This window comes from Alcanivorax borkumensis SK2 (assembly GCF_000009365.1).
GTDB lineage: Bacteria > Pseudomonadota > Gammaproteobacteria > Pseudomonadales > Alcanivoracaceae > Alcanivorax > Alcanivorax borkumensis.
Genome location: NC_008260.1, coordinates 1,473,049 through 1,492,431, shown reverse-complemented (window position 1 = coordinate 1,492,431; position 19,383 = coordinate 1,473,049). Strand labels below are relative to the sequence as shown.

Below are 19,383 nucleotides of genomic sequence, written 5' to 3'. Positions count from 1 at the left end.
ATTACTGAACTTCGCGCCAGTTGATGTCCGCGTCGGCGCCTTCGCCCCCCTCAACGCCATCGGCTCCCATTGACAACAAATCGAAGGGACCTTCTACACCGGGGCTAATGTAAACGTAGTCATTGTTCCAGGCATCGAGCGGGACCTTGGGCAGGTAGCCACCATCAGGCCACTTACGAGCGGATGAGGGACGCTCAACTAAGCCATTCAGCCCCTCTTCAGTGCTTGGATAACTGCCATTGTTGAACTTGTATAGGTCTAGTTGCTGCACGATTTTGCCCATGTTGGCCTTGGTCAGGTCCACCTTGGCGGCTTCCCCCTGACCAATGACGTTAGGCACAATCACCGCAGCCAGCAGGCCGATAATCGCAACCACAACCATAATTTCCAGCAGGGTAAACCCCGACATGGCCTTTTTTGCTTTCATTTCTTCACCTTAACCGGCTAGTAAGTTATTCATTTGCATGATCGGCAGCATGACCGAGAGGACGATCATGACCACCACTCCGGCCATGACCAACAACATGATTGGACCGAGCAGCCCTACCATGGTCCCGATCGTACTGCTGAGTTCTCGTTCCTGATAATCCGCAGCCCGGGTCAGCATGTTGTCCAGTTCGCCGCTGGCCTCGCCACTGGCAATCATCTGCACCAGCATGGGAGGAAAATAACCACTGGCATCCAGGGCTCGGCTGAGGCTGCCGCCTTCGCGGACCTTAGCGGCCGCGTTTTTTACCGCATTGCGGACCGCCAGATTGCCCACCACCTGCGCGGCGATAAACAGGGCATCCACCAACGGCACACCGGAGCGACCGAGGATACCCAGCGTGCTGGCCAGCCGGGCACTGTCACCCGCCCGCAGCATAGTACCTACCAGAGGCATATTCACCAAACGCTGGTGCACCCGTAATCGAAAGCGCTGATCACGCATGGCCCGCATAAATACCACCACGGCCACAACGATCAATAACACAACCAACCAGCCCCAGCCCCGAGCAAAGTCGCTCATGGCCATGACAATACGGGTGAGTAACGGTAATGCTTGATCTCGTCCCTCAAACACTGCCACCAGCTTTGGGACCACGAAGGTCATCATCAGCATAATGACGATGGAGGCAAACACCATGATAAACGCAGGATAAATCATCGCCTGGGCTACGGAACGCCCAGTGTCGTGGCGGGTTTCCAGGTAATCCGCCAGTTGCTCCAGCACTTGTTCCAAATGCCCGCTCTGCTCACCGGCCGCTACCGTGGCGCGGTACATTTCCGGGAAAGCACGGGGAAATGATTCGAAACTGTGCGCTAGGCTATAACCTTCACGCACTTTGGCGCGCACCGCCAGCATAATCCGTTCGATACGGTCGTTGGCGGCCTGCTTGGAGACCGCAGATAAGGCCTGTTCTACCGGCAGGCCGGATTTCAGCAGGGTGGCCAGTTGACGCGTTATCAGCGCCTGCTCAGCACCATTGATTTTGCCGGACCCGGCAAACCGGCCCATGCCCTGGCTGCTGGAGTCGTTGGCTTCATTGACCTCCAGCGGCACCCAGCCCTTGTCGCGCAATTGCTGGCGCACCTGGCGGGCACTGTCTGCTTCCAGCGTGCCTTTGTTGATCTTGCCCCTGTGATCCAGAGAGCGGTATTCAAATGCTGGCATGGAGAATACTGTCCCGTTAGTCCTCGCGGGTTACCCGCAGGACCTCTTCTACACTGGTGTGTCCGCCGAGCACTTTTCGCCAACCATCTTCGCGGATACCGCTAGTTAGTGTCCGAGCATGGCGGTTAAGTTCTAGCTCGCCGGCGCGATCGTGGATCAACTGGCGTAGCGTGTCATCCACCAGTACCAGTTCATAGATCCCGGTACGGCCCCGGTAACCCTGATGGTTACAGGATTCACAACCATTGGGGTGATACAGCGTACGGCTCTCCGTAGCCGCCAACCCCATCATTTCCAGCTCACTAGCGCTAGCCTGGTACGGGGTTTTACAGTCATCGCATAGCACACGCACCAGCCGCTGAGCCAAGGAACCCAGCAGGGAGCTAGAGAGCAAGAAAGGTTCAATGCCCATGTCCTGCAAGCGGGTCACCGCCCCCACTGCTGTATTGGTATGCAAAGTAGACAGTACAAGGTGGCCGGTCAGGGAGGCTTGCACTGCAATTTCAGCGGTTTCCAGATCCCGGATCTCCCCCACCATCACCACATCTGGATCTTGGCGAAGGATGGCACGCAGTCCGCGGGCAAATGTCATGTCGACTTTAGTGTTGACTTGAGTCTGGCCGATCCCTTCTAGCTGGTATTCGATGGGATCTTCTACCGTAAGAATATTGCGGGTACTGTCATTCAATTCGGTTAGGGAAGCATAAAGCGTTGTGGTTTTACCGGACCCTGTCGGGCCGGTCACCAGAATAATGCCATGGGGTTTATGGATTAGCTCGCGCATATGAGCGTCACAGGTTTCGCCCATGCCCAAATGCGATACCTGTAAACGCCCCGCTTGCTTGTCCAACAAGCGTAGCACCACCCGCTCACCATTACTGGAGGGCATAGTCGATACCCGCACATCCACATCGCGCCCACCAATGCGCAAGGAGATTCGACCATCCTGAGGTATCCGCTTTTCAGCGATATCCATTCGCGCCATTACCTTGATTCGCGAGACTAACAACGGCGCCAGTTCCCTTTTCGGGGTAAGCACTTCACGAAGGACACCATCGACTCGCATACGAACTACTAGCCGTCGTTCGAAGGTTTCGATGTGGATATCGGAGGCATCTTCACGGATGGCTTCCTGTAACAAGGCATTGATCAGCCGAATGATCGGAGCATCGTCTTCCTGCTCAAGCAAATCCGACGTTTCCGGCAGTGAGTCTGCTAGGCTTGCCAGATCAAGTCCTTCCAGATCATCGGCGGCTTCTGCTGCCGCGCCGCGCTGCTGTTCATAGGTGATTGCCATGGCGGCGCTAAAAGCCGTGTCGTCCATGGGTACTAGGCGCGGCAGGCGGCCGATATGACGTTGCACCTCACCTAGCGCGGCCAGTGAAACATCCTGCCGGTGACACAACTCTTTCTGCCCATCGCGCTCACGCAACAGAACACCGAAACGCCGCGCGAAACCATAGGGCAACAACGATGAAGAAAGCTCTATGTTCTCAGGCGACTCCATGTGCTCAGCCATAATTTAATAGTTTTCCATTAGGTTTTCGATCACATCACGGGTGACCGAATTCAACGTCTGAAACTGAAAACCTACCTGAAACTCACCAGGGGCATCTAACGTTTCCGCCCAAACAACCCGGGCATCAAAGCTGACGGTGTTTACCCCTGAAATCTGGTCGGGCAGCACCATGCCAAGTTGCAAATCCTCACCATGGGCTAATGCTCGGCGGGAAAAAAGCTTGAAGCCGTTCACACTCAAGTTTACTAAGCGCCCCACATTACCACCGGTGCTACGGTCAAACACTACCATTTCGCGGAACAACCTCTTGCGAGGGTTACGGCGATGGTTACGAGCGCAGTCTCCGCCATTATTTTCATCATCTGAGAGGCCAAGTACCACGACCACCCCTGTGAAGATGCCTGCATCATTAGTAATCGCATTGGCTCTCACTGATAAGGCTAGCAAGCCATCATCATCGGGAGTATACAGGTTATGCTCATTTTCCCAGCTTTCCCCTTGTCTGCAAGCTTCCTGTAATGGAGAGCTATCCCAGCTCCAACACGACTTGCCAGCATCATCATTGAATATCAGGTCGGCGATATCATTGCCTACTAAGTCATCACGACTCTGTCGCAATAGGGCACAAGCTGCTTCATTACAAAAAGTGATTTTACCCTCGGCATTGGTGCCGATCAGAGCTTCGCCAAGTGCATGCAGCAGTCGCTCGTTTTCGTCTTTTAGCCGTTTCATTTGCACCACGGCCTGTTGTAACTTGCGCCGTTGGCGATCCAGTTCCAGGAAAACGCTAACCTTGGCTTCCAGAATTTTTTGGTCGATGGGTTTGAGTAGGTAATCCACCGCCCCACACTCGTAGCCCTTGAAAACGTATTTCTGTTCTTTTGATATAGCGGTAACAAAAATGATCGGAATGTGGCGGGTTTTCTTATTTTTACGCATAAGTTCGGCCACTTCGAACCCATCCATTTCCGGCATCTGCACATCCAACAGCACCAGAGCTAAATCGTGCTTGAGGGCGAGGGACAAGGCCTCGTTACCGGACTGTGCCATGATCAGATTACGGTCGTCAGAATCCAGGATCGCCTCCAGGGCGATCAAGTTTTCGCGGTGATCATCCACAACCAAAATGTTTTGTTTCATACGCGTCCTACCCCATAGCCTGTTTAGCCAAAAAGGGCCCGATTGCCTCAAGATCGAGTACCCTGGAAATCGCACCTGTTGTTATTGCCGCTTCAGGCATTGTGGGTGCTTCCGAGCTCACCGGTGACTGGGCGATGGTGAATCCGCCTCTACTGTGTATATACTTCATGCCTGCTGCGCCGTCTTCATTGGCCCCTGTGAGAATCACGCCTATCAGATGACGGCCATAAACAACGCCAGCAGAAAAAAACAATTCGTCTATTGCCGGCCGGGAAAAGAGTACAGGCCTTCCATTAGAGAAAGCCAGTGTCTGATCGTCTTCCACCAACATATGGTAACCCGGCGGGGCCACATAAACATGCCCCCCTATAATCGGCTCTTTATCTTCCGGTGTAACCACCGGTAAAGCACAGTAACGAGCCAGTAACCACGGCATACGGTTATCCGCGCTAGCCTGCTGGTGCTGTACCATCAGGATTGGCAAAGGAAAATCCGCGGGCAACACAGACAGAATGTGAATATAGGCATTAAGCCCGCCCCAAGACGCGCCCATAACAATTGCCTTTACTCCCCCTATGCAAGTATTCACGACTATTGGTCGCTGCCCTCCCCGCCCCGTGTCTTGCCAGCTTCATAGGCCGCACGGTGCGCTTGGGCTTCTTTCAATTTTGCTTGCAGCTGGCGTCTCTGTTTATCCAAACCAAGAAAAAAATCTACTTTGCTTTTGAGGATCAGTGGGTCCAATGGTTTGAATAAGTAGTCTACAGCGCCAGCCTGGTAGCCCCTGAAAACGTATTTTTTTTCTTTACTGATCGCCGTCACAAAGATAATCGGGATAGTCTGGGTGTCTTTGCGTTGACGCATCAATTCAGCCACTTCAAAGCCATCCATGCCTGGCATCTGCACATCCAGCAGCACTAAAGAAATATCTTCCTTAAGCAGAATCTTCAACGCCTCCTGCCCCGAGTGCGCTTTCATAAGGATGCGGCCTTCACTTTCCAGAATCGCCTCTAGCGATACTAAGTTAGCTGGCTGATCATCCACTAATAGCAACTTCTGCTCAATCATCAGTTGTCTCTAATCATGCGTGGTGTTGAAACTGCCGTTTGCGAAAAACTCGCAACGACTTGTTGATAACATCGAACGACTCTTCCTGCCCACTGAAACGTAAACTTTCCTTGGTTCCCAAGCACAAGTAACCGCCCATATCTAGACTGTCACTAAACAGCTTGATCACACGCTCCTGTAATGCTCGATTGAAGTAGATGAGTACATTCCGGCACAGGATGACATGCATTTCACCAAAAACCTGGTCTGTTGCCAGATCATGATCGGCAAAGACGATATTGCGTTTCAGTCGCTGCTCCATAATCACGCTGTCATAGCGGGCGGTAAAATAGTCAGATAAAGAATGCTTACCACCGGCCCGCCGATAGTTGTCACCATACTGTTTGACCGCTTCGATGGAGTAAATGCCCTTCTTGGCCGAGGCTAGCACTTTCTTGTCGATATCGGTTGCGTAGATCATGGCCCGGTCGTAAAGCCCTTCTTCCTCTAGCAAAATGGCCATGGAGTAAATCTCTTCCCCGGTGGAGCAGCCTGCGTGCCAGATCTTAATAAACGGGAACGTCTTCAGCACCGGGATAACCTCTTCACGGAAGCTTTGGTAGAAATCCGGATCCCGATACATCTCGGTTACGTTCACCGTCAGCTCATTAAATAAGGTGGTAAAGAAGGACCGGTCGCGCAGCACCTTATCGGTCATCTCCATGATTGAGTCAAAGCCAGACATGGTTAGATGATGCATGATCCTGCGACGTATGGAGGCGCGGCTATAGAAACGAAAATCGTAGCCGTACATCTGATATATCGCCTCAAGCAGCAGGCGAATTTCGATGTCTTCGATGCTAACGTCAGCATCCTCAATCGGACATGTTTGTGCCATAACGTTATCCGCCACGGTGCTTGTTCTTATAAAGTGACTGCAGGCGTATTTTCCAGTCACTACGTATGTAACCAAACTCGCAGCAAAGACGTCAGCTTCGCCATATCTATGGGCTTGGAACAATAATCGTTCGCTCCAGCTTCAATACACTTGGCACGATCATTCTTCATCGCCTTTGCTGTAAGTGCAAGGATTGGCAACTTGCTGAATTGGCTCTGTTCACGAATCCTTGCCATGGCCTCGTAACCATCCATCTCTGGCATCATGATATCCATCAGTACAATATCAATGGATGGATTATCATCTAGGACTTGCAGCGCCTCTCGGCCGTTGTTGGCAATATGGATGGAGAACCCCAATTCTTCCAACTGTGCAGACAGGGCATAGATATTACGCATGTCGTCATCCACGAGCAGTAACTGCTTGCCCTCGAAAATATCACCACGGTGTTCAATGGATTTCACTTTAGGGCGACGATTCGCCGGCAAGGTGGACTCCAGCCAGTGCAGGAAGAGCGACGCTTCATTCAACAATCGCTCATGGGAGCGCTCGGTCTTGAGAATGATGCGATCGGCATATTTACGGAGTTTAGCCTCTTCTTCCCGGCTCATATCCTTGCCCGTGTAGACCACTACTGGAACACGGCCGTAATCGTCATTGGCATGTAAAGTCTCCAGCAACTCAAAACCACTCATGTCCGGCAACGTTAGGTCCAGAATCATGCAATCGAATACGGTGCTCTTCAGAGCATCCAGCGCTTGCTGACCATTGGTGGCTGCGGTGATTTCTACCCCTTTCTGGTTGAATAGCTCACGAATACTTTCATGCTGGATTTGACTATCTTCAACCACCAGAAGGCGGCGAACATTGGTCTCAATGGCTCCTTCAATTTTGGCAAATGCGCAAAGAATATCGTCCTCATTCGCCGGTTTGGACATGAAATCCAGGGCGCCCATTTCCAGCGCCTTATTGCGTTCATCGCGACCCGACAAAAAATGCACAGGGATATCCTTGGTGCGCGGATCGGCCTTAAGCTTTTCCATCACTTCCCAGCCATCAATGCCAGGCAGGCCAATATCGAGGATAATAGCGCTGGGCCGGTAATGGCTTGCGTATTCCAGGCCATCTTCGCCGTCATGACAGACATGCCCCTCAAGCCCATAATCCGAAGCCAACTCGACCAGCACTCGAGCAAACTCGTCATCATCTTCAACAATGAGCACCGTTTTTTCACGCACGACGAAATCGTCTGAATCCGGATTCAGTGGCATCATCGGAGCGGTATGCGCTTGTCCATTATTATTGATGTCCTCGCCTGCGCCGTCGCCAATATTAGTTTCAACCTCGTCAGCTCTGCCCACGGGTAAATACAGGGCAAACGTCGATCCTTGTCCTTCGCCGTCGCTGTAAAGGCCGATTTCCCCTCCCAGGAGACGAGCTAACTCACGAGAGATGGTCAATCCTAGGCCAGTGCCGCCGTATTTACGGCTCGTAGTGCCGTCAGCTTGCTGGAATGCTTCGAAAATCAGTTTCTGTTTTTCACGTGCAATCCCTGTCCCCGTGTCAGTCACCGCAAATTTTAGTGTCTGTCCTGGCACCAGGTGTCGTGAGGGCAAGGTTTCCGAGACATCTGGCTGAGTTAGGCTCAGCATCACCGAGCCATGCTCAGTAAACTTGAGAGCATTAGAGAGTAGGTTCTTGATGATTTGTTCAAGGCGCTGGCGGTCCGTATAGAAGTGGTCAGGCAGGGTGTCGCCGAGCTCAACCTTGAAATCCAAATTGCGGCTCTCCGCCACGTGAGCAAAGTTGCGACGGAAATGTTCAACAATTTCTGTTGGGGATAAATCATCAATGATGACATCCATTTTCCCTTCCTCGATTTTGGAAATATCGAGGATGTCGTTGATCAGGCTAAGCAGATCAGTACCGGCAGAGTGGATGACCTGGGCGTGTTCGACCTGTTTTTCTTCTAAGTTTCCTTTCTTATTCTGCGCTAGAGCATTGGACAGAATAAGAATTGAATTGAGCGGTGTACGCAACTCATGGCTCATGGTTGATAGGAATTCAGACTTGTAACGTGAGGACATTTCCAGCTCGCGAATCTTATCCTCCAGCTCATGGCGCAGCAGTTCAAGCTCATCGTTCTTCTGAGCCATTTCCGACTTCTGTTCGGTGAGCATACGAGCCTGGGCTTCAAGCTCTTCATTCGTAACGCGTAACTCTTCCTGTTGGTTCTGCAAACTTTCTTCCGACGCGCGAAGTGCTTGGGTTTGAGATTCTAGCTCTTCGTTAATGGCCTTCAACTCTTCCTGTTGTTGCTGTAGTCGAGATTCGGATGCAGATAACTCCATGGCCTGCTCTTCCAAGTCTGCATTTACCTGGGCCATTTCTGTTTTTTGTTGTTCCAGCGCTTCCGCCTGTGACTGGGTTTGTTCCAGCATGTTTGCCAGCCGAAAACGGCTCTGTGCGCTATGCAGTGATACAGAAATCATGGAGGCACATTGCTCCATAAAAGCCAGGTCTCCATCATTGAAGTCACGGAATGCACCGATCTCAAGCACCCCTTTTACCTCATCCTCATGGATAACGGGCATAACTACCACGTTACGTGGCTGCCCAGCGCCAGTACCCGAGGCGATACTAATGTAGCTATCAGGCACCTTCTCGAGCAGGATACTCTTGCGTTCCAGTGCGCATTGTCCGACCAGTGATTCGCCCAGCCGGAATTTATTGGCGAGATGCTTGCGCCGCTCCATTGCATAGGAGCTACTCAGGCTGAGAGTCTCAGTATCCGCATCGTAGCTATAAAACGCGCCGACCTGCGCATCCAGAACAGGCACCAAAAAACTCAATATATTATTACCAAGCTGCTCGAATCCCATCTCACCACGCATGCGATTATTTAATTCGGCCAGATGGTTTTTCACTGTTTCCTGTTGTCGATCCTCGGTATGACGCGCAATCAAGGCATCACGCATTTTTCGGATAGCCTGCAGCAGGTAACCCGTTTCATCTTGCCCCCCATTTTCAATATGGGTATCCCATTTACCATTGGCGATATTGTCAGCTGCATCCACTGCCCCTTTCAGTGGCAGCGTAATTGCTCGAGTGACCCACAGGGCAGTTAACGCCAATAACGTGAAAGCGACAAAACCTAGAAACAAGCCAATTTTCTGCGTTCCCAGATTATCCGAACGGCTTCTGTTCAGCGTCTCGCGAAACGCTTTATAGCGCTCTTGCTCAAAGGCTTTCTGGCTGCTTTCGTAGGCATCCTGAAGTGCGCGAACGTGAGATATCCGCTGGGACAGGTGGTCTGGAGTGTCATTAGTGGTAATCAGATTACGGGCCAGCGCAGCGGCTCCGTTGATGTAAGTGGTGAAATGACGACGCAGCTCTTCCACGTCATTGGAAAGAGTTGGATCTGCTTGGCGAATATCCACCAGCCGTTGTTCGAAGGCCGCCGCTCGGGATTGCGCTTGCTCCAGTAAATCCGGATCTGCCTCAGTGATTGATTCAATATAGGATTCACTGATGGTTATGAAATCTACATTGTTAGCGTTAATCAGCTCAAGAATAGGAAAGTCTTGGCTTTCTATCCGCTTCAAATGGTCGATATTGGTTTCAGCAATGTAAAAACTGTAGGCCGCGTAGACTATAAACAACACAACCCCTAGCCCGGCTACAGACAAAATCTTCAGCCGCACAGATAGGTTCTGGAACCAGTTCATTTAAATAGCCCTCATGCCTTTTCCAGCTTGTTATTATTCAGCCCCGATTGAAGCTAAGAATATAGTCTGAGACTAGCAGAAACGGACGGAAAGCGGCAATAAATCATCCGAGCACAATAGGTAGACTGCTTGAAACGGGCTTAAGCGATGAGATCACATGGAGTGTAGTCAGTTAGGCCAAACTGATTAGCGACGAGATTTAAGAAGGATCTACTTTCAGGATGCTGTCGGTGTTAGGGCAGAAATGGGAAAAGGAAAGTGGTGCGGGTAGCCGGACTTGAACCGGCATGACCTAACGGTCGACAGATTTTAAGTCTGTTGTGTCTACCAATTTCACCATACCCGCAGGAAGAGCATCGTACCCAGAAAACGCTGAATAAAAACAGAGGCGGGAATAAACAGCTGTTTTTATTTGTCTTCTATTGTGCCGGCGACACTAACCATTTTCCAGGCTAGGTAGTTTGTCACCACATCACCCCAAAAGGGTGGTAATTGGAGGCGCGGGTCGGAATCGAACCGGCGTACACGGAGTTGCAGTCCGCTGCATAACCACTCTGCCACCGCGCCTTAACTGCTTTAACAAGAAAAAACCTCGGTGTAACCGAGGTTTTCTGAAACTTGGAGCGGGAAACGAGATTCGAACTCGCGACCCCAACCTTGGCAAGGTTGTGCTCTACCAACTGAGCTATTCCCGCTTTTTCTACACCGGAGTCGCGCTCCGTTGCGGGGGTGAATTCTACTCACCCCCCTTCAGGTGTCAACCCGGCATCAGGTGTTTTTTCTGACTTTTCAGGACTTTGACTGACTTTTGAGCAATTGTGGGGCTGCAGCACGCAGATATGACACCATGGACCACAGGGTGAAGGCCGTTGCTAGGTACAGCAGCCCATAGCTCAACCAAAGCCACGGGTTCATAATGATGTCACCGTCTAAAGTAAATTTCGGCTTTTGCGCCAGCAGCAACGTAATCGCCGTCATTTGGGTTACCGTTTTAATTTTGCCCAGCTGACTCACCGCCACCTTTGCGCGCTGACCAAGCTCTGCCATCCACTCGCGCAATGCCGAGACAGTGATTTCTCGAGACACAATCACCATGGCAGGAACGGCCAACCAGGCAGTAGCATGAACTTGCACCAACATCACCAAGGCCACAGCAACAATTAACTTGTCAGCTACTGGATCCAGAAAAGCCCCAAAAGGACTGGTTTGGTTCAGCTTGCGCGCTAGATAGCCATCTAGCCAGTCAGTAATGCCCGCAGCCAGAAACAATAACGCCGCGCAAACATCACTCCAGTGGAACGGCAGATAGAACACCAGCACCAATACGGGAATCGCCAATACCCGAATCAGAGTGAGGATATTCGGCAAATTCAGGATGGGGTGCACTTTCTGCATAGGGAGGGACTACCGACTAGAAGAAATAGGCTATCAGTATAGCGCAAAGGCAGCCGTGACTCATTTCCGATTTTTAGATCAATAAACGCCCCCTCCTAGCGGTGGAACCAATCATAAAGCGTTTGCGCCATTTGCGAATTGATGCCAGGCACCCGAGCAAACTCGCTGGCGGATGCATTTCGCATCTGCTTGAGCCCGCCAAAATGAGTAAGTAAAGCCTTTCGACGCTTAGGGCCAATACCGGGAATTTCATCGAGCGTCGATTGCTTGCGGGCTTTGCCGCGCCTTGCACGGTGTCCTGTCAGGGCAAACCGGTGAGCCTCATCGCGCACCTGCTGCAAAAGATGCAGCGCGGAGTCTGCCGGGCCAGGAATCATTTCTTTCCCGCAAGGCAAGTATAATGCTTCGAACCCCGGCCGCCGGCTAGGCCCCTTACCGATCCCCATCACTCGTATGCTGGCGTGCAGATCCAATTCTTGAACAACTTTCCAGCCACGCTGCATTTGACCCTTGCCGCCATCGATCAGCAGTAAGTCGGGCATGCGCCCTTGCTCTTTCAAAACACGCTGATAGCGCCGCCGAATTGCTTCTTCCAAGGCTTCATAATCATCCCCACCCGCTGCAGGATTTACATTAAAATACCGGTAATCCTGTTTGCGTGCCCCCTGCTGATCGAACACCACACAGGAGGCCACCGCTTTTTCACCTTGCGTATGGCTAATATCGAAACACTCGATGCGGCGAATCGGCTCACTGCTTTCAAGCAGCGTTTCCAGGGCCAGAAAGCGAGCCTCCATGTGTTCCCTTGCCGCCATTTCCGTGGCCATGGATTGCTGGGCATTGGTCTGCGCCATGCTAATCCAGGCGGCCCGGTCGCTGCGCACGCGCCAAGCCAACCGAACTTTCTTAGCCCACTGCTCCTCCAGCGCTTGCTGCAAAGCCTCAGCGCCGGGAATCTCCATACACAGCAATATTTCCTGCGGCTTGACCGGGTCTTCTCTGTCACCAAGGTAATACTGAGAGAGGAACGCCTCGAGGATTTCGCTGCGATCGTCCTCTCCTCGGGTATCAGGTCGGAAGGTGCGATGGCCAAGAATTCGGCCATCGCGGATCATCAGCACCTCGATTATGGCAAGGCCATGACGGGTTTCGATGGCCACCACATCCAGATCGCCTTGCCCGGTTTCTGCGTACTGCTTCTGCTGAACTGCCTGAATCGCCGCCAGCTGATCGCGTAGCAGGGCGGCTTTCTCAAATTCCAGCGCCGCAGCGGCGGCTTCCATATCAGTGCTGAGCTGGTCGGCCACCTCTCGACTCCGCCCATCCAGAAAGTCTGCCGCCATTGTTACCTGACGGGCATAATCCTCTTCGCTCACTAAGCCCACACATGGCGCTGTGCAGCGATTAATCTGATGCTGCAAGCACGGACGAGTGCGATTTCGAAAGTAGCTGTCACTGCAATTGCGAACCTGGAAAATCTTCTCGATTAACGATAGCGCTTCTCGCACCGCACTGCCGCTGGGGTAAGGGCCAAAATACTGGCTCCCCGCCCGGCGGGTTCCCCGGTGAAAGGTGACGCGGGGAAAACGATCAGAACGGGTGATGCGTATATAAGGATAGGATTTGTCGTCGCGAAGCAAAATGTTGTACGGCGGCTTAAGCTCCTTGATGAGTGACTGCTCAAGCAGCAGCGCTTCGACCTCACTGCCTGTCACTGTGGTCTGGATATCGCGAATCCGCCCTACTAGAGCGCGGGTTTTCACGCTCGCCACATTCTTCTGAAAGTAACTGTTTAGGCGTGCCTGCAGATTACGTGCTTTACCCACATACAAAACGCCACCCTCTGCGTCCAGCATGCGATAAACACCGGGTTTGCGGGCACAGTGGAGAAGGAAGTGTTTGGGGTCGAAATTAGACAAGGGGGCATCTCAACACAGTGTGGCGAGGTAATTGTATCAGCACTGCCCTAGCGATTTCCCCCTGTGTAAGGCGCAGCGGTCAGAATACCGAGTTTTCCACTGCATCCAACATGCCATGGCGCACCGCTAGAAGCGCCATTTCCACATCACTAGTCACGCCCAGCTTATCGAATATTCGGTACCGATAGGTATTGACGGTTTTGGGTGAGAGGCAGAGCTTATCTGCCACGTCCTGCACTTTATGACAACTGACGATCATCATCATGATTTGCAATTCACGTTCGGATAGCATGTCCAGCTGTGACCCTTCATCTCCAGAATAGGGCTTGAGCGCCATAACCTGGGCAATCTCCGGGCTAATATAGCGCTGTCCGGTAGCCACAATCTTGATGGCGCGGACCATTTCTTCCAAATCTGCGCCTTTGGTCATATAACCCGCGGCGCCCGCCTTCATCAAGCGCGAAGGAAACGGCTCATCTTCACACATGGTCACGGCAATAACTCGGATTCCCTCATCCACTCGCAGCAACTTACGTGTGGCTTCTAGCCCACCGATGCCAGGCATTTTCAGGTCCATGAGCACCACTTCTGGCGCCAACTCCCGAACCATCTGTATGGCCCGCTCGCCTGAATTCGCTTCCCCGACAACCTGCAAACCATCAACTTCGTCCAGCATTCGAGCAATGCCGGTGCGGACCAGATCATGGTCATCCACTACCAATACTTTGATCATTACTATGCCCCCGGGCAGTTCCCTTGCCCGCCAGTGTGCTATTTTTCTTTCGATTTTATAGGCATAAGACTACCCCTTGTACATCGACGTGCATAGAACGCCGTTAACAAACGGGATACCTCTGGTCAGTTTTTCTCGACCATGCACACTGGCGCCATTAGCCTTTAGTCACGTTGACCAAACAGTCAAAAAAGCGAACCATATAGCAACATGGTCAGTTTCATCTGGCCATTTTTTCAACACGGGTAATGGCCGTCACTAACAACGACAAAAGGCAACTCATGAGCGCAATCATTTTGCTCCTGCTGGGGCTCGGAGGCATGGCCGCTGGCTATTTCGTTTATTCGCGTTTTATTGCATCGCGCATCTATAAACTGGATCCGAATTTTCGCACTCCTGCCCACGCATTTGAAGACGGCATCGATTTTGTTCCCACCAATCGGTACGTGCTTTGGGGCCATCATTTCACCTCAGTAGCAGGTGCAGCGCCTATCGTCGGCCCTGCCATTGCTGTTATTTGGGGTTGGCTGCCTGCCTTTCTCTGGGTAGTGCTGGGCACCATTTTCTTTGCCGGTGTCCACGATAGCGGTGCCCTGTGGGCCAGTGTCCGTAACCGAGCGAAATCGGTTGGGGCACTTACCGGCGAAGTGGTTGGCCGCCGTGCGCGCACTGTGTTCATGATCGTTATCTTCCTAGTACTGCTGATGGTCAACGCGGTATTCGGCGTGGTGATCGCCAAGCTGTTGATCAACAACCCCGGCGCCGTTGTCCCTGTCTGGGGGGCCATCGCAGTAGCCTTAGTCATCGGCCAACTTATCTACCGCCGGGTGATTGGATTAGGACTGGTATCGGTGCTCGGTGTTGCCGCCCTGTATAGCTTGATTTATGTGGGACCGAGCGTACCCATAGCGCTGCCTGATCAAGTCATGGGGCTGTCGGCTAACGCCAGTTGGATTCTGTTGTTATTCGCCTATGCCGCAGTGGCCTCTCTACTGCCGGTCTGGATGCTTTTACAACCTCGCGATTACATCAATGGCCTGCAATTGTTTGTTGGCCTAATTCTACTTTACGGCGCGGTTCTGCTGGGCAATCCACACGTGGTCGCGCCCATGATCAACAGCGACATTCCTGCTGGTACGCCCTCACTGATACCGCTGCTGTTTGTCACTATCGCCTGTGGCGCAATCTCGGGCTTTCATGGGCTGGTGGCCTCAGGGACTAGCTCCAAGCAGCTGGACAAGGAAACCGATGCCCGCTTTGTTGGCTACTTTGGCGCCGTGGGTGAAGGTGCCCTGGCACTGGCGGCCATTATTGCCGCCACCGCCGGCTTTGCTTCTTTGGCGGACTGGCAAGCGGTTTATACTGCTTTTGGGCAAGGTAGCCTAACTGCCTTCGTAGACGGCGGTGCGAATATTCTTGCCAACGGTATGGGCATGGATGCAGGCGTAGCCGCCACCCTGCTCACTGTAATGGCGGCGCTTTTTGCCGGCACCACAATGGATACCGGTTTGCGCCTACAACGCTATATTTTTCAGGAATGGGGCGAAATCTATCAACAGAAATGGATGACTCGCCCCCTGCCTGCCACACTACTCGCCGTAGCCAGCTGTTTATTACTAGCGTTTGGCGCCGGCGGTGCAGACGGCTCCGGCGGCCTGCTTATTTGGCCATTATTTGGCACCACTAACCAATTGCTTGCCGGGCTGACCTTGCTGGTCATTACTATCATGCTGGTAAAACGCGGTCGCCCCGCCATCTACACTCTTGCACCGCTGGTGTTCCTGCTGGTGATGACACTTTTTGCCCTGTTGATGCAGCTGAAAAGCTTCTATGAAAAACAAGACTGGTTCCTGTTGGGGCTAGACCTTGTGGTGCTGGTCGCCGCACTCTTGGTGACGCTTGAATGCACCGCTTCTCTCAAACGCGCCTTTAAGGCTCCGCCGGAGACCGTTTAATGGCCACGCCTAGGCAATGGTTTAAGCGTATTAGTGAGCTCAGCGCACAATATTATAATGCGCCCTATCGTGCTGCCATTGCCCGAGCTAAGCGGGATGAGGAAGACCTGTTTATGCTTTTGGTATTCTCGGAAATGATGGGTGTGCCTAATCCCGCCGCTTGGAGCACGCTGGAATTACAGCCCCTGCTAATGGAACGTTTCCATGATTGGCACACCCGCATGGGTATGGAACGCTCGCCCCTTGACCACTTCCGTTGCTGCTGATGACCAACGCCCGAACATTCAACACACTTGATCTAGATGCCCTGCTGGCCTCCCGCGCTTTGCTTATGGTGGGCGGCAAGGGTGGCGTAGGCAAAACCACCACCGCCTCAGCCCTAGCGGTCCGTGCAGCAGACCAGGGGAGCAAGGTGTTGCTGGTCTCCACGGACCCAGCCCACAGTCTGGCAGACGCCTTTAATCGCCCTATCGGCAATCAACCGACCGTTCTTTCTCCCGGTTTAACCGCGCTAGAGCTTGACCCGGATGACGAAGTAGAGGCGTACCTAGAACGAGTAAGTGCGCAAATGCGCCGATTCGCCACGCCGGATCAATTTCGTGAGCTGGATAAACAGCTACGCCTCAGTCGACAGTCGCCTGGAGCCCAGGAGGCAGCCTTGCTGGAACGTATCTCCCGGTTGATTGATGAGGACAGTCACGACTACGATCTGCTGATCTTTGACACTGCTCCCACCGGCCACACCCTGAGATTATTAAGCCTTCCAGAAGTGATGGCCGCCTGGACCCAAGGCCTGCTTCGGCACAGCGAAAAAGCGCGTAAGCTGGGTCAAGTGCTGGGCCATCTTACCCCAGAGAAAAGCATAGACAGCCCCCTACAGGACCCCACCGAGCACGCCACCAGCGGCTTGGATCCACGCAGCCAGGAAGTGGCCGACACCCTCATGGCGCGACAGCGCCTGTTTAATCGCGCCCGCCGTCAGCTCACCAACCCGAGCCATACTGCTTTTATTTTCGTGTTGACCCCTGAACGGCTGCCCATTCTCGAAACCCGGCGCGCGGTAGCCTCGCTCCAGGAGCATGCCATCCCAGTGGTCGGCGCCGTGGTCAACCGGGTGCTGCCTGATGCCGCAGAAGGCCCCTTTTTCGCTGCACGCCACGCACGCCAAAAAGCGCACATGGAAGAGCTAGCCAACGCGTTGGGCTCACTGCCTCGCAAGGATGTGGCGTTACAGAAAGATGATATTCAGGGCTTGGAGGCAATCCGACAATTTGCCGGATTACTGGGGAACGTTGATCGCTAGGCATTAGCCCGATCCTGCTGCGTGGGCCCAGTTGCGCCGCAGAACAGCATAAAAAAAGCCCGCACTCATTTGAGTGCGGGCTTTTTATTTGGCGGAGGGGGTGGGATTTGAACCCACGGACGGTCTCCCGTCGCCGGTTTTCAAGACCGGTGCATTCGGCCACTCTGCCACCCCTCCAAGGTGGCAGCAATAATACATGAGCAATAAGGCCAGTCAACGGCGCAGCGGCAATACTGTGCATGACTGGTTAGGTTTTAATCAGTACGGCTTAATTATTCAGTCATCAGCTGAAATAACAGCGGAGGATTGGTTGTTTAGCGTGCCCGTATTGGGCTTGGCTGACTCCCATCTACGAACACACCTGCGAGCACCATGAAAACCTTGTTTAGCGCTTGATTTTGGGCTCCCCGCCCTTATGATCACAGGTACAATTAGCAAAGATGAGTGAAATCATGAATAACCCGACTAACCCCTACTCTGCCCCCCACCAGCACGGCATTGCCGTTTCCGGGGAGCGAGCGGCCCAGGTACTGAAAAACACCTATATGCTGCTGGGGCTGTCACTCGTCGTGGCAACCAGCGCGTCTTGGTTTGCCATGGCCAGCAACATCGGTTTCGTCAACGTGTGGCTGACCATCGGCGTCTACTTTGGTTTGCTGCTCGCCACCAACGCACTGCGTAACAGTGCCTGGGGCATTCTGGCTGTCTTTGGCCTGACTGGCTGGCTGGGCTTTACCACCGGCCCGATCATCAATATGTATACCCAGATTCCTGGCGGCATGGAAATTGTGACCACGGCTCTGGCAGGTACAGCCGGTATTTTCGTGGCGATGTCTGCCATTGCTCTGGTAACCCGCAAGGATTTCAGCTTCCTCACCAACTTCATCATGATCGGTGTTTTAGTGGCGTTCGGGGCAAGCATCGCCAACATCTTCTTCGCGATTCCGGCTCTAAGCCTGGCGGTATCCGCTGCCTTTGTGCTGCTCTCTTCCCTGCTCATCATGTGGCAGACCAGCGCTATCATCCATGGCGGTGAAACCAACTACATCATGGCGACCGTCACCCTGTTCGTATCCATCTACAACCTGTTTATGTCCTTGTTGCACCTATTGACGGCGCTCAGCGGTAACGATTAATGCGTTTCTCGCTACTGGTCAATGCGGCGGCAGAATCTGCCGCCGCATTGACCGCCCTTCACACCGCACAAGCGCTACACAACCCCTCCTCTGACCATCAACTCTATTGCTTGTTTCTCTACCGCGATGCGGTGCATCTGGCCAATCGCCATGCTTGGACTGGCGACGCAGAGCAGGCCAGTGCCGCCCAGCAGTGGCAGCAATGGATTGCCAGCCAGAGCGTTGAGGCGATGGTATGCGTCGGTGCCGCCCAGCGTCGTGGTGTCGTTGACTCAAACGCCGCAACCACTCTGGCTGAGGGCTTCTCTCTTGCCGGGTTAGGCCAATGGGCGGATGCACTTATTAATAGCGACCGGGTGATTCAGTTTGGCTAGCCAGACCCTGTTTATTGCCACCGGCAGTCAGCCGTTTTCCAGCCAATTTCAGGAAATGCTGGATATGTTGCTTACCGGTGCGGCGTTCGGTCAAGCCACCACGCTCTGGCTGACACCGCCCTGTCTTGCCATGTTACGGTTATGCCCCAATCAAACGCTGGCCCAGCTGGCTGAATTTGGTGTTCGCTGTGTGGTGGACAGTGATGAAGACTGCCCTGTTCCCGCGGACGCTCTTTGTGCGGACGAGCTGTTATCATTACGTACCCAATGCCATCAAATTCTGGTTTTCTGAATGTTGCACCTGCTGGGATTCTCTCCCGACAATTACAGCCTATGGCAGCGCTTTAGCACGCTTTACAGCAAAGGCGATGTCTGTGTTTTCACCGATGCAGGCCTATTACTTGCATCACAGCTGACACTGAAAGGCGATGGCTACCTGCTCGCGCATCCAGCATTGCAGTTGCCCGACAGCACTTTGCCAGTGATTGATCATGCCCAACTGGTGGAGCTGATAGCCGAGCACGGCGCCTCTACCAGCTGGTATTGAATGACATTTTCACGGGCTTTGCTTTACCGAGTACG

The 19,383-nt window shown here is 53.0% G+C and carries 18 protein-coding genes and 4 tRNA genes; 7 read left to right on the top strand and 15 right to left on the bottom strand.

Going from position 1 to position 19,383, the window contains the following annotated elements; all coding sequences use genetic code 11:
* Nucleotide 1: 1 nt before the first annotated feature.
* The 14 genes from gspG to uvrY form a co-directional block, all read right to left on the bottom strand.
* Nucleotides 2-427 (bottom strand): type II secretion system major pseudopilin GspG, encoded by a 426-nt coding sequence (gspG, locus tag ABO_RS06805; protein ID WP_011588596.1) that lies wholly within the window; start codon nt 425-427, stop codon nt 2-4.
* Between the two features lie 9 nt (nt 428-436).
* On the bottom strand, nt 437-1,654 hold the full coding sequence (gene gspF, locus ABO_RS06800; protein WP_011588595.1) for a type II secretion system inner membrane protein GspF: 1,218 nt from the start codon (nt 1,652-1,654) through the stop codon (nt 437-439).
* 16 nt (nt 1,655-1,670) lie between these two features.
* On the bottom strand, nt 1,671-3,173 hold the full coding sequence (gspE, locus tag ABO_RS06795; protein WP_011588594.1) for a type II secretion system ATPase GspE: 1,503 nt from the start codon (nt 3,171-3,173) through the stop codon (nt 1,671-1,673).
* 3 nt (nt 3,174-3,176) lie between these two features.
* Nucleotides 3,177-4,313 (bottom strand): response regulator, encoded by a 1,137-nt coding sequence (locus tag ABO_RS06790; RefSeq protein ID WP_011588593.1) that lies wholly within the window; start codon nt 4,311-4,313, stop codon nt 3,177-3,179.
* 7 nt (nt 4,314-4,320) lie between these two features.
* Nucleotides 4,321-4,866, bottom strand: coding sequence for a chemotaxis protein CheB (locus tag ABO_RS06785; RefSeq protein WP_041704939.1), 546 nt, complete (start codon nt 4,864-4,866; stop codon nt 4,321-4,323).
* Between the two features lie 38 nt (nt 4,867-4,904).
* The gene (locus ABO_RS06780) at nt 4,905-5,381 is read right to left on the bottom strand and encodes a response regulator (protein ID WP_011588591.1); all 477 of its coding nucleotides are present in this window, start codon (nt 5,379-5,381) and stop codon (nt 4,905-4,907) included.
* Between the two features lie 13 nt (nt 5,382-5,394).
* Nucleotides 5,395-6,258: a CheR family methyltransferase gene (locus ABO_RS06775; protein ID WP_011588590.1), complete on the bottom strand. Its 864-nt coding sequence runs from the start codon at nt 6,256-6,258 to the stop codon at nt 5,395-5,397.
* A gap of 59 nt (nt 6,259-6,317) precedes the next feature.
* On the bottom strand, nt 6,318-9,986 hold the full coding sequence (locus ABO_RS06770; protein WP_011588589.1) for a response regulator: 3,669 nt from the start codon (nt 9,984-9,986) through the stop codon (nt 6,318-6,320).
* A 259-nt stretch (nt 9,987-10,245) separates the two neighbouring features.
* Nucleotides 10,246-10,332: transfer RNA gene (locus ABO_RS06765), tRNA-Leu, on the bottom strand.
* 147 nt (nt 10,333-10,479) lie between these two features.
* Nucleotides 10,480-10,553: transfer RNA gene (locus tag ABO_RS06760), tRNA-Cys, on the bottom strand.
* Between the two features lie 52 nt (nt 10,554-10,605).
* A tRNA-Gly gene (locus ABO_RS06755) sits at nt 10,606-10,681 on the bottom strand.
* 94 nt (nt 10,682-10,775) lie between these two features.
* Nucleotides 10,776-11,381: a CDP-diacylglycerol--glycerol-3-phosphate 3-phosphatidyltransferase gene (gene pgsA / locus ABO_RS06750; protein WP_011588588.1), complete on the bottom strand. Its 606-nt coding sequence runs from the start codon at nt 11,379-11,381 to the stop codon at nt 10,776-10,778.
* Nucleotides 11,382-11,476: 95 nt separating this feature from the next.
* A complete protein-coding gene (uvrC, locus tag ABO_RS06745) occupies nt 11,477-13,300 on the bottom strand; it encodes an excinuclease ABC subunit UvrC (RefSeq protein WP_011588587.1) in 1,824 nt (607 codons plus the stop codon).
* A 79-nt stretch (nt 13,301-13,379) separates the two neighbouring features.
* Nucleotides 13,380-14,033, bottom strand: coding sequence for a UvrY/SirA/GacA family response regulator transcription factor (uvrY, locus tag ABO_RS06740; protein ID WP_011588586.1), 654 nt, complete (start codon nt 14,031-14,033; stop codon nt 13,380-13,382).
* A 281-nt stretch (nt 14,034-14,314) separates the two neighbouring features.
* On the opposite strand from uvrY, the gene ABO_RS06735 reads away from it, so the two are divergent.
* The 3 genes from ABO_RS06735 to ABO_RS06725 are packed head-to-tail and all read left to right on the top strand — an operon-like array spanning nt 14,315 to nt 17,291.
* Nucleotides 14,315-15,988 (top strand): carbon starvation CstA family protein, encoded by a 1,674-nt coding sequence (locus ABO_RS06735; protein ID WP_041704938.1) that lies wholly within the window; start codon nt 14,315-14,317, stop codon nt 15,986-15,988.
* On the top strand, nt 15,988-16,254 hold the full coding sequence (locus tag ABO_RS06730; RefSeq protein WP_011588584.1) for a cory-CC-star protein: 267 nt from the start codon (nt 15,988-15,990) through the stop codon (nt 16,252-16,254). Before ABO_RS06735 ends, ABO_RS06730 begins: the two co-directional genes overlap by 1 nt.
* A complete protein-coding gene (locus ABO_RS06725; protein ID WP_046961866.1) occupies nt 16,254-17,291 on the top strand; it encodes an ArsA family ATPase in 1,038 nt (345 codons plus the stop codon). The genes ABO_RS06730 and ABO_RS06725 overlap by 1 nt, the downstream gene beginning before the upstream one ends.
* Before the next feature lie 89 nt (nt 17,292-17,380).
* On the opposite strand, the gene ABO_RS06720 is transcribed toward ABO_RS06725, so the two are convergent.
* Nucleotides 17,381-17,468: transfer RNA gene (locus ABO_RS06720), tRNA-Ser, on the bottom strand.
* A 275-nt stretch (nt 17,469-17,743) separates the two neighbouring features.
* On the opposite strand from ABO_RS06720, the gene ABO_RS06715 reads away from it, so the two are divergent.
* From ABO_RS06715 to ABO_RS06700, 4 genes are read left to right on the top strand one after another with little or no spacing between them, the layout of a single operon-like run.
* Nucleotides 17,744-18,427, top strand: coding sequence for a Bax inhibitor-1/YccA family protein (locus ABO_RS06715; RefSeq protein ID WP_011588582.1), 684 nt, complete (start codon nt 17,744-17,746; stop codon nt 18,425-18,427).
* Nucleotides 18,427-18,801, top strand: a complete 375-nt coding sequence (gene tusD, locus ABO_RS06710; RefSeq protein WP_011588581.1) for a sulfurtransferase complex subunit TusD — start codon at nt 18,427-18,429, stop codon at nt 18,799-18,801. Before ABO_RS06715 ends, tusD begins: the two co-directional genes overlap by 1 nt.
* Nucleotides 18,794-19,093 carry a hypothetical protein gene (locus tag ABO_RS06705; RefSeq protein ID WP_035458226.1) on the top strand — a complete coding sequence of 100 codons (300 nt, stop codon included), beginning with the start codon at nt 18,794-18,796 and terminating at the stop codon, nt 19,091-19,093. The genes tusD and ABO_RS06705 overlap by 8 nt, the downstream gene beginning before the upstream one ends.
* Nucleotides 19,094-19,348, top strand: coding sequence for a hypothetical protein (locus ABO_RS06700; protein WP_011588579.1), 255 nt, complete (start codon nt 19,094-19,096; stop codon nt 19,346-19,348).
* Nucleotides 19,349-19,383 lie beyond the last annotated feature (35 nt).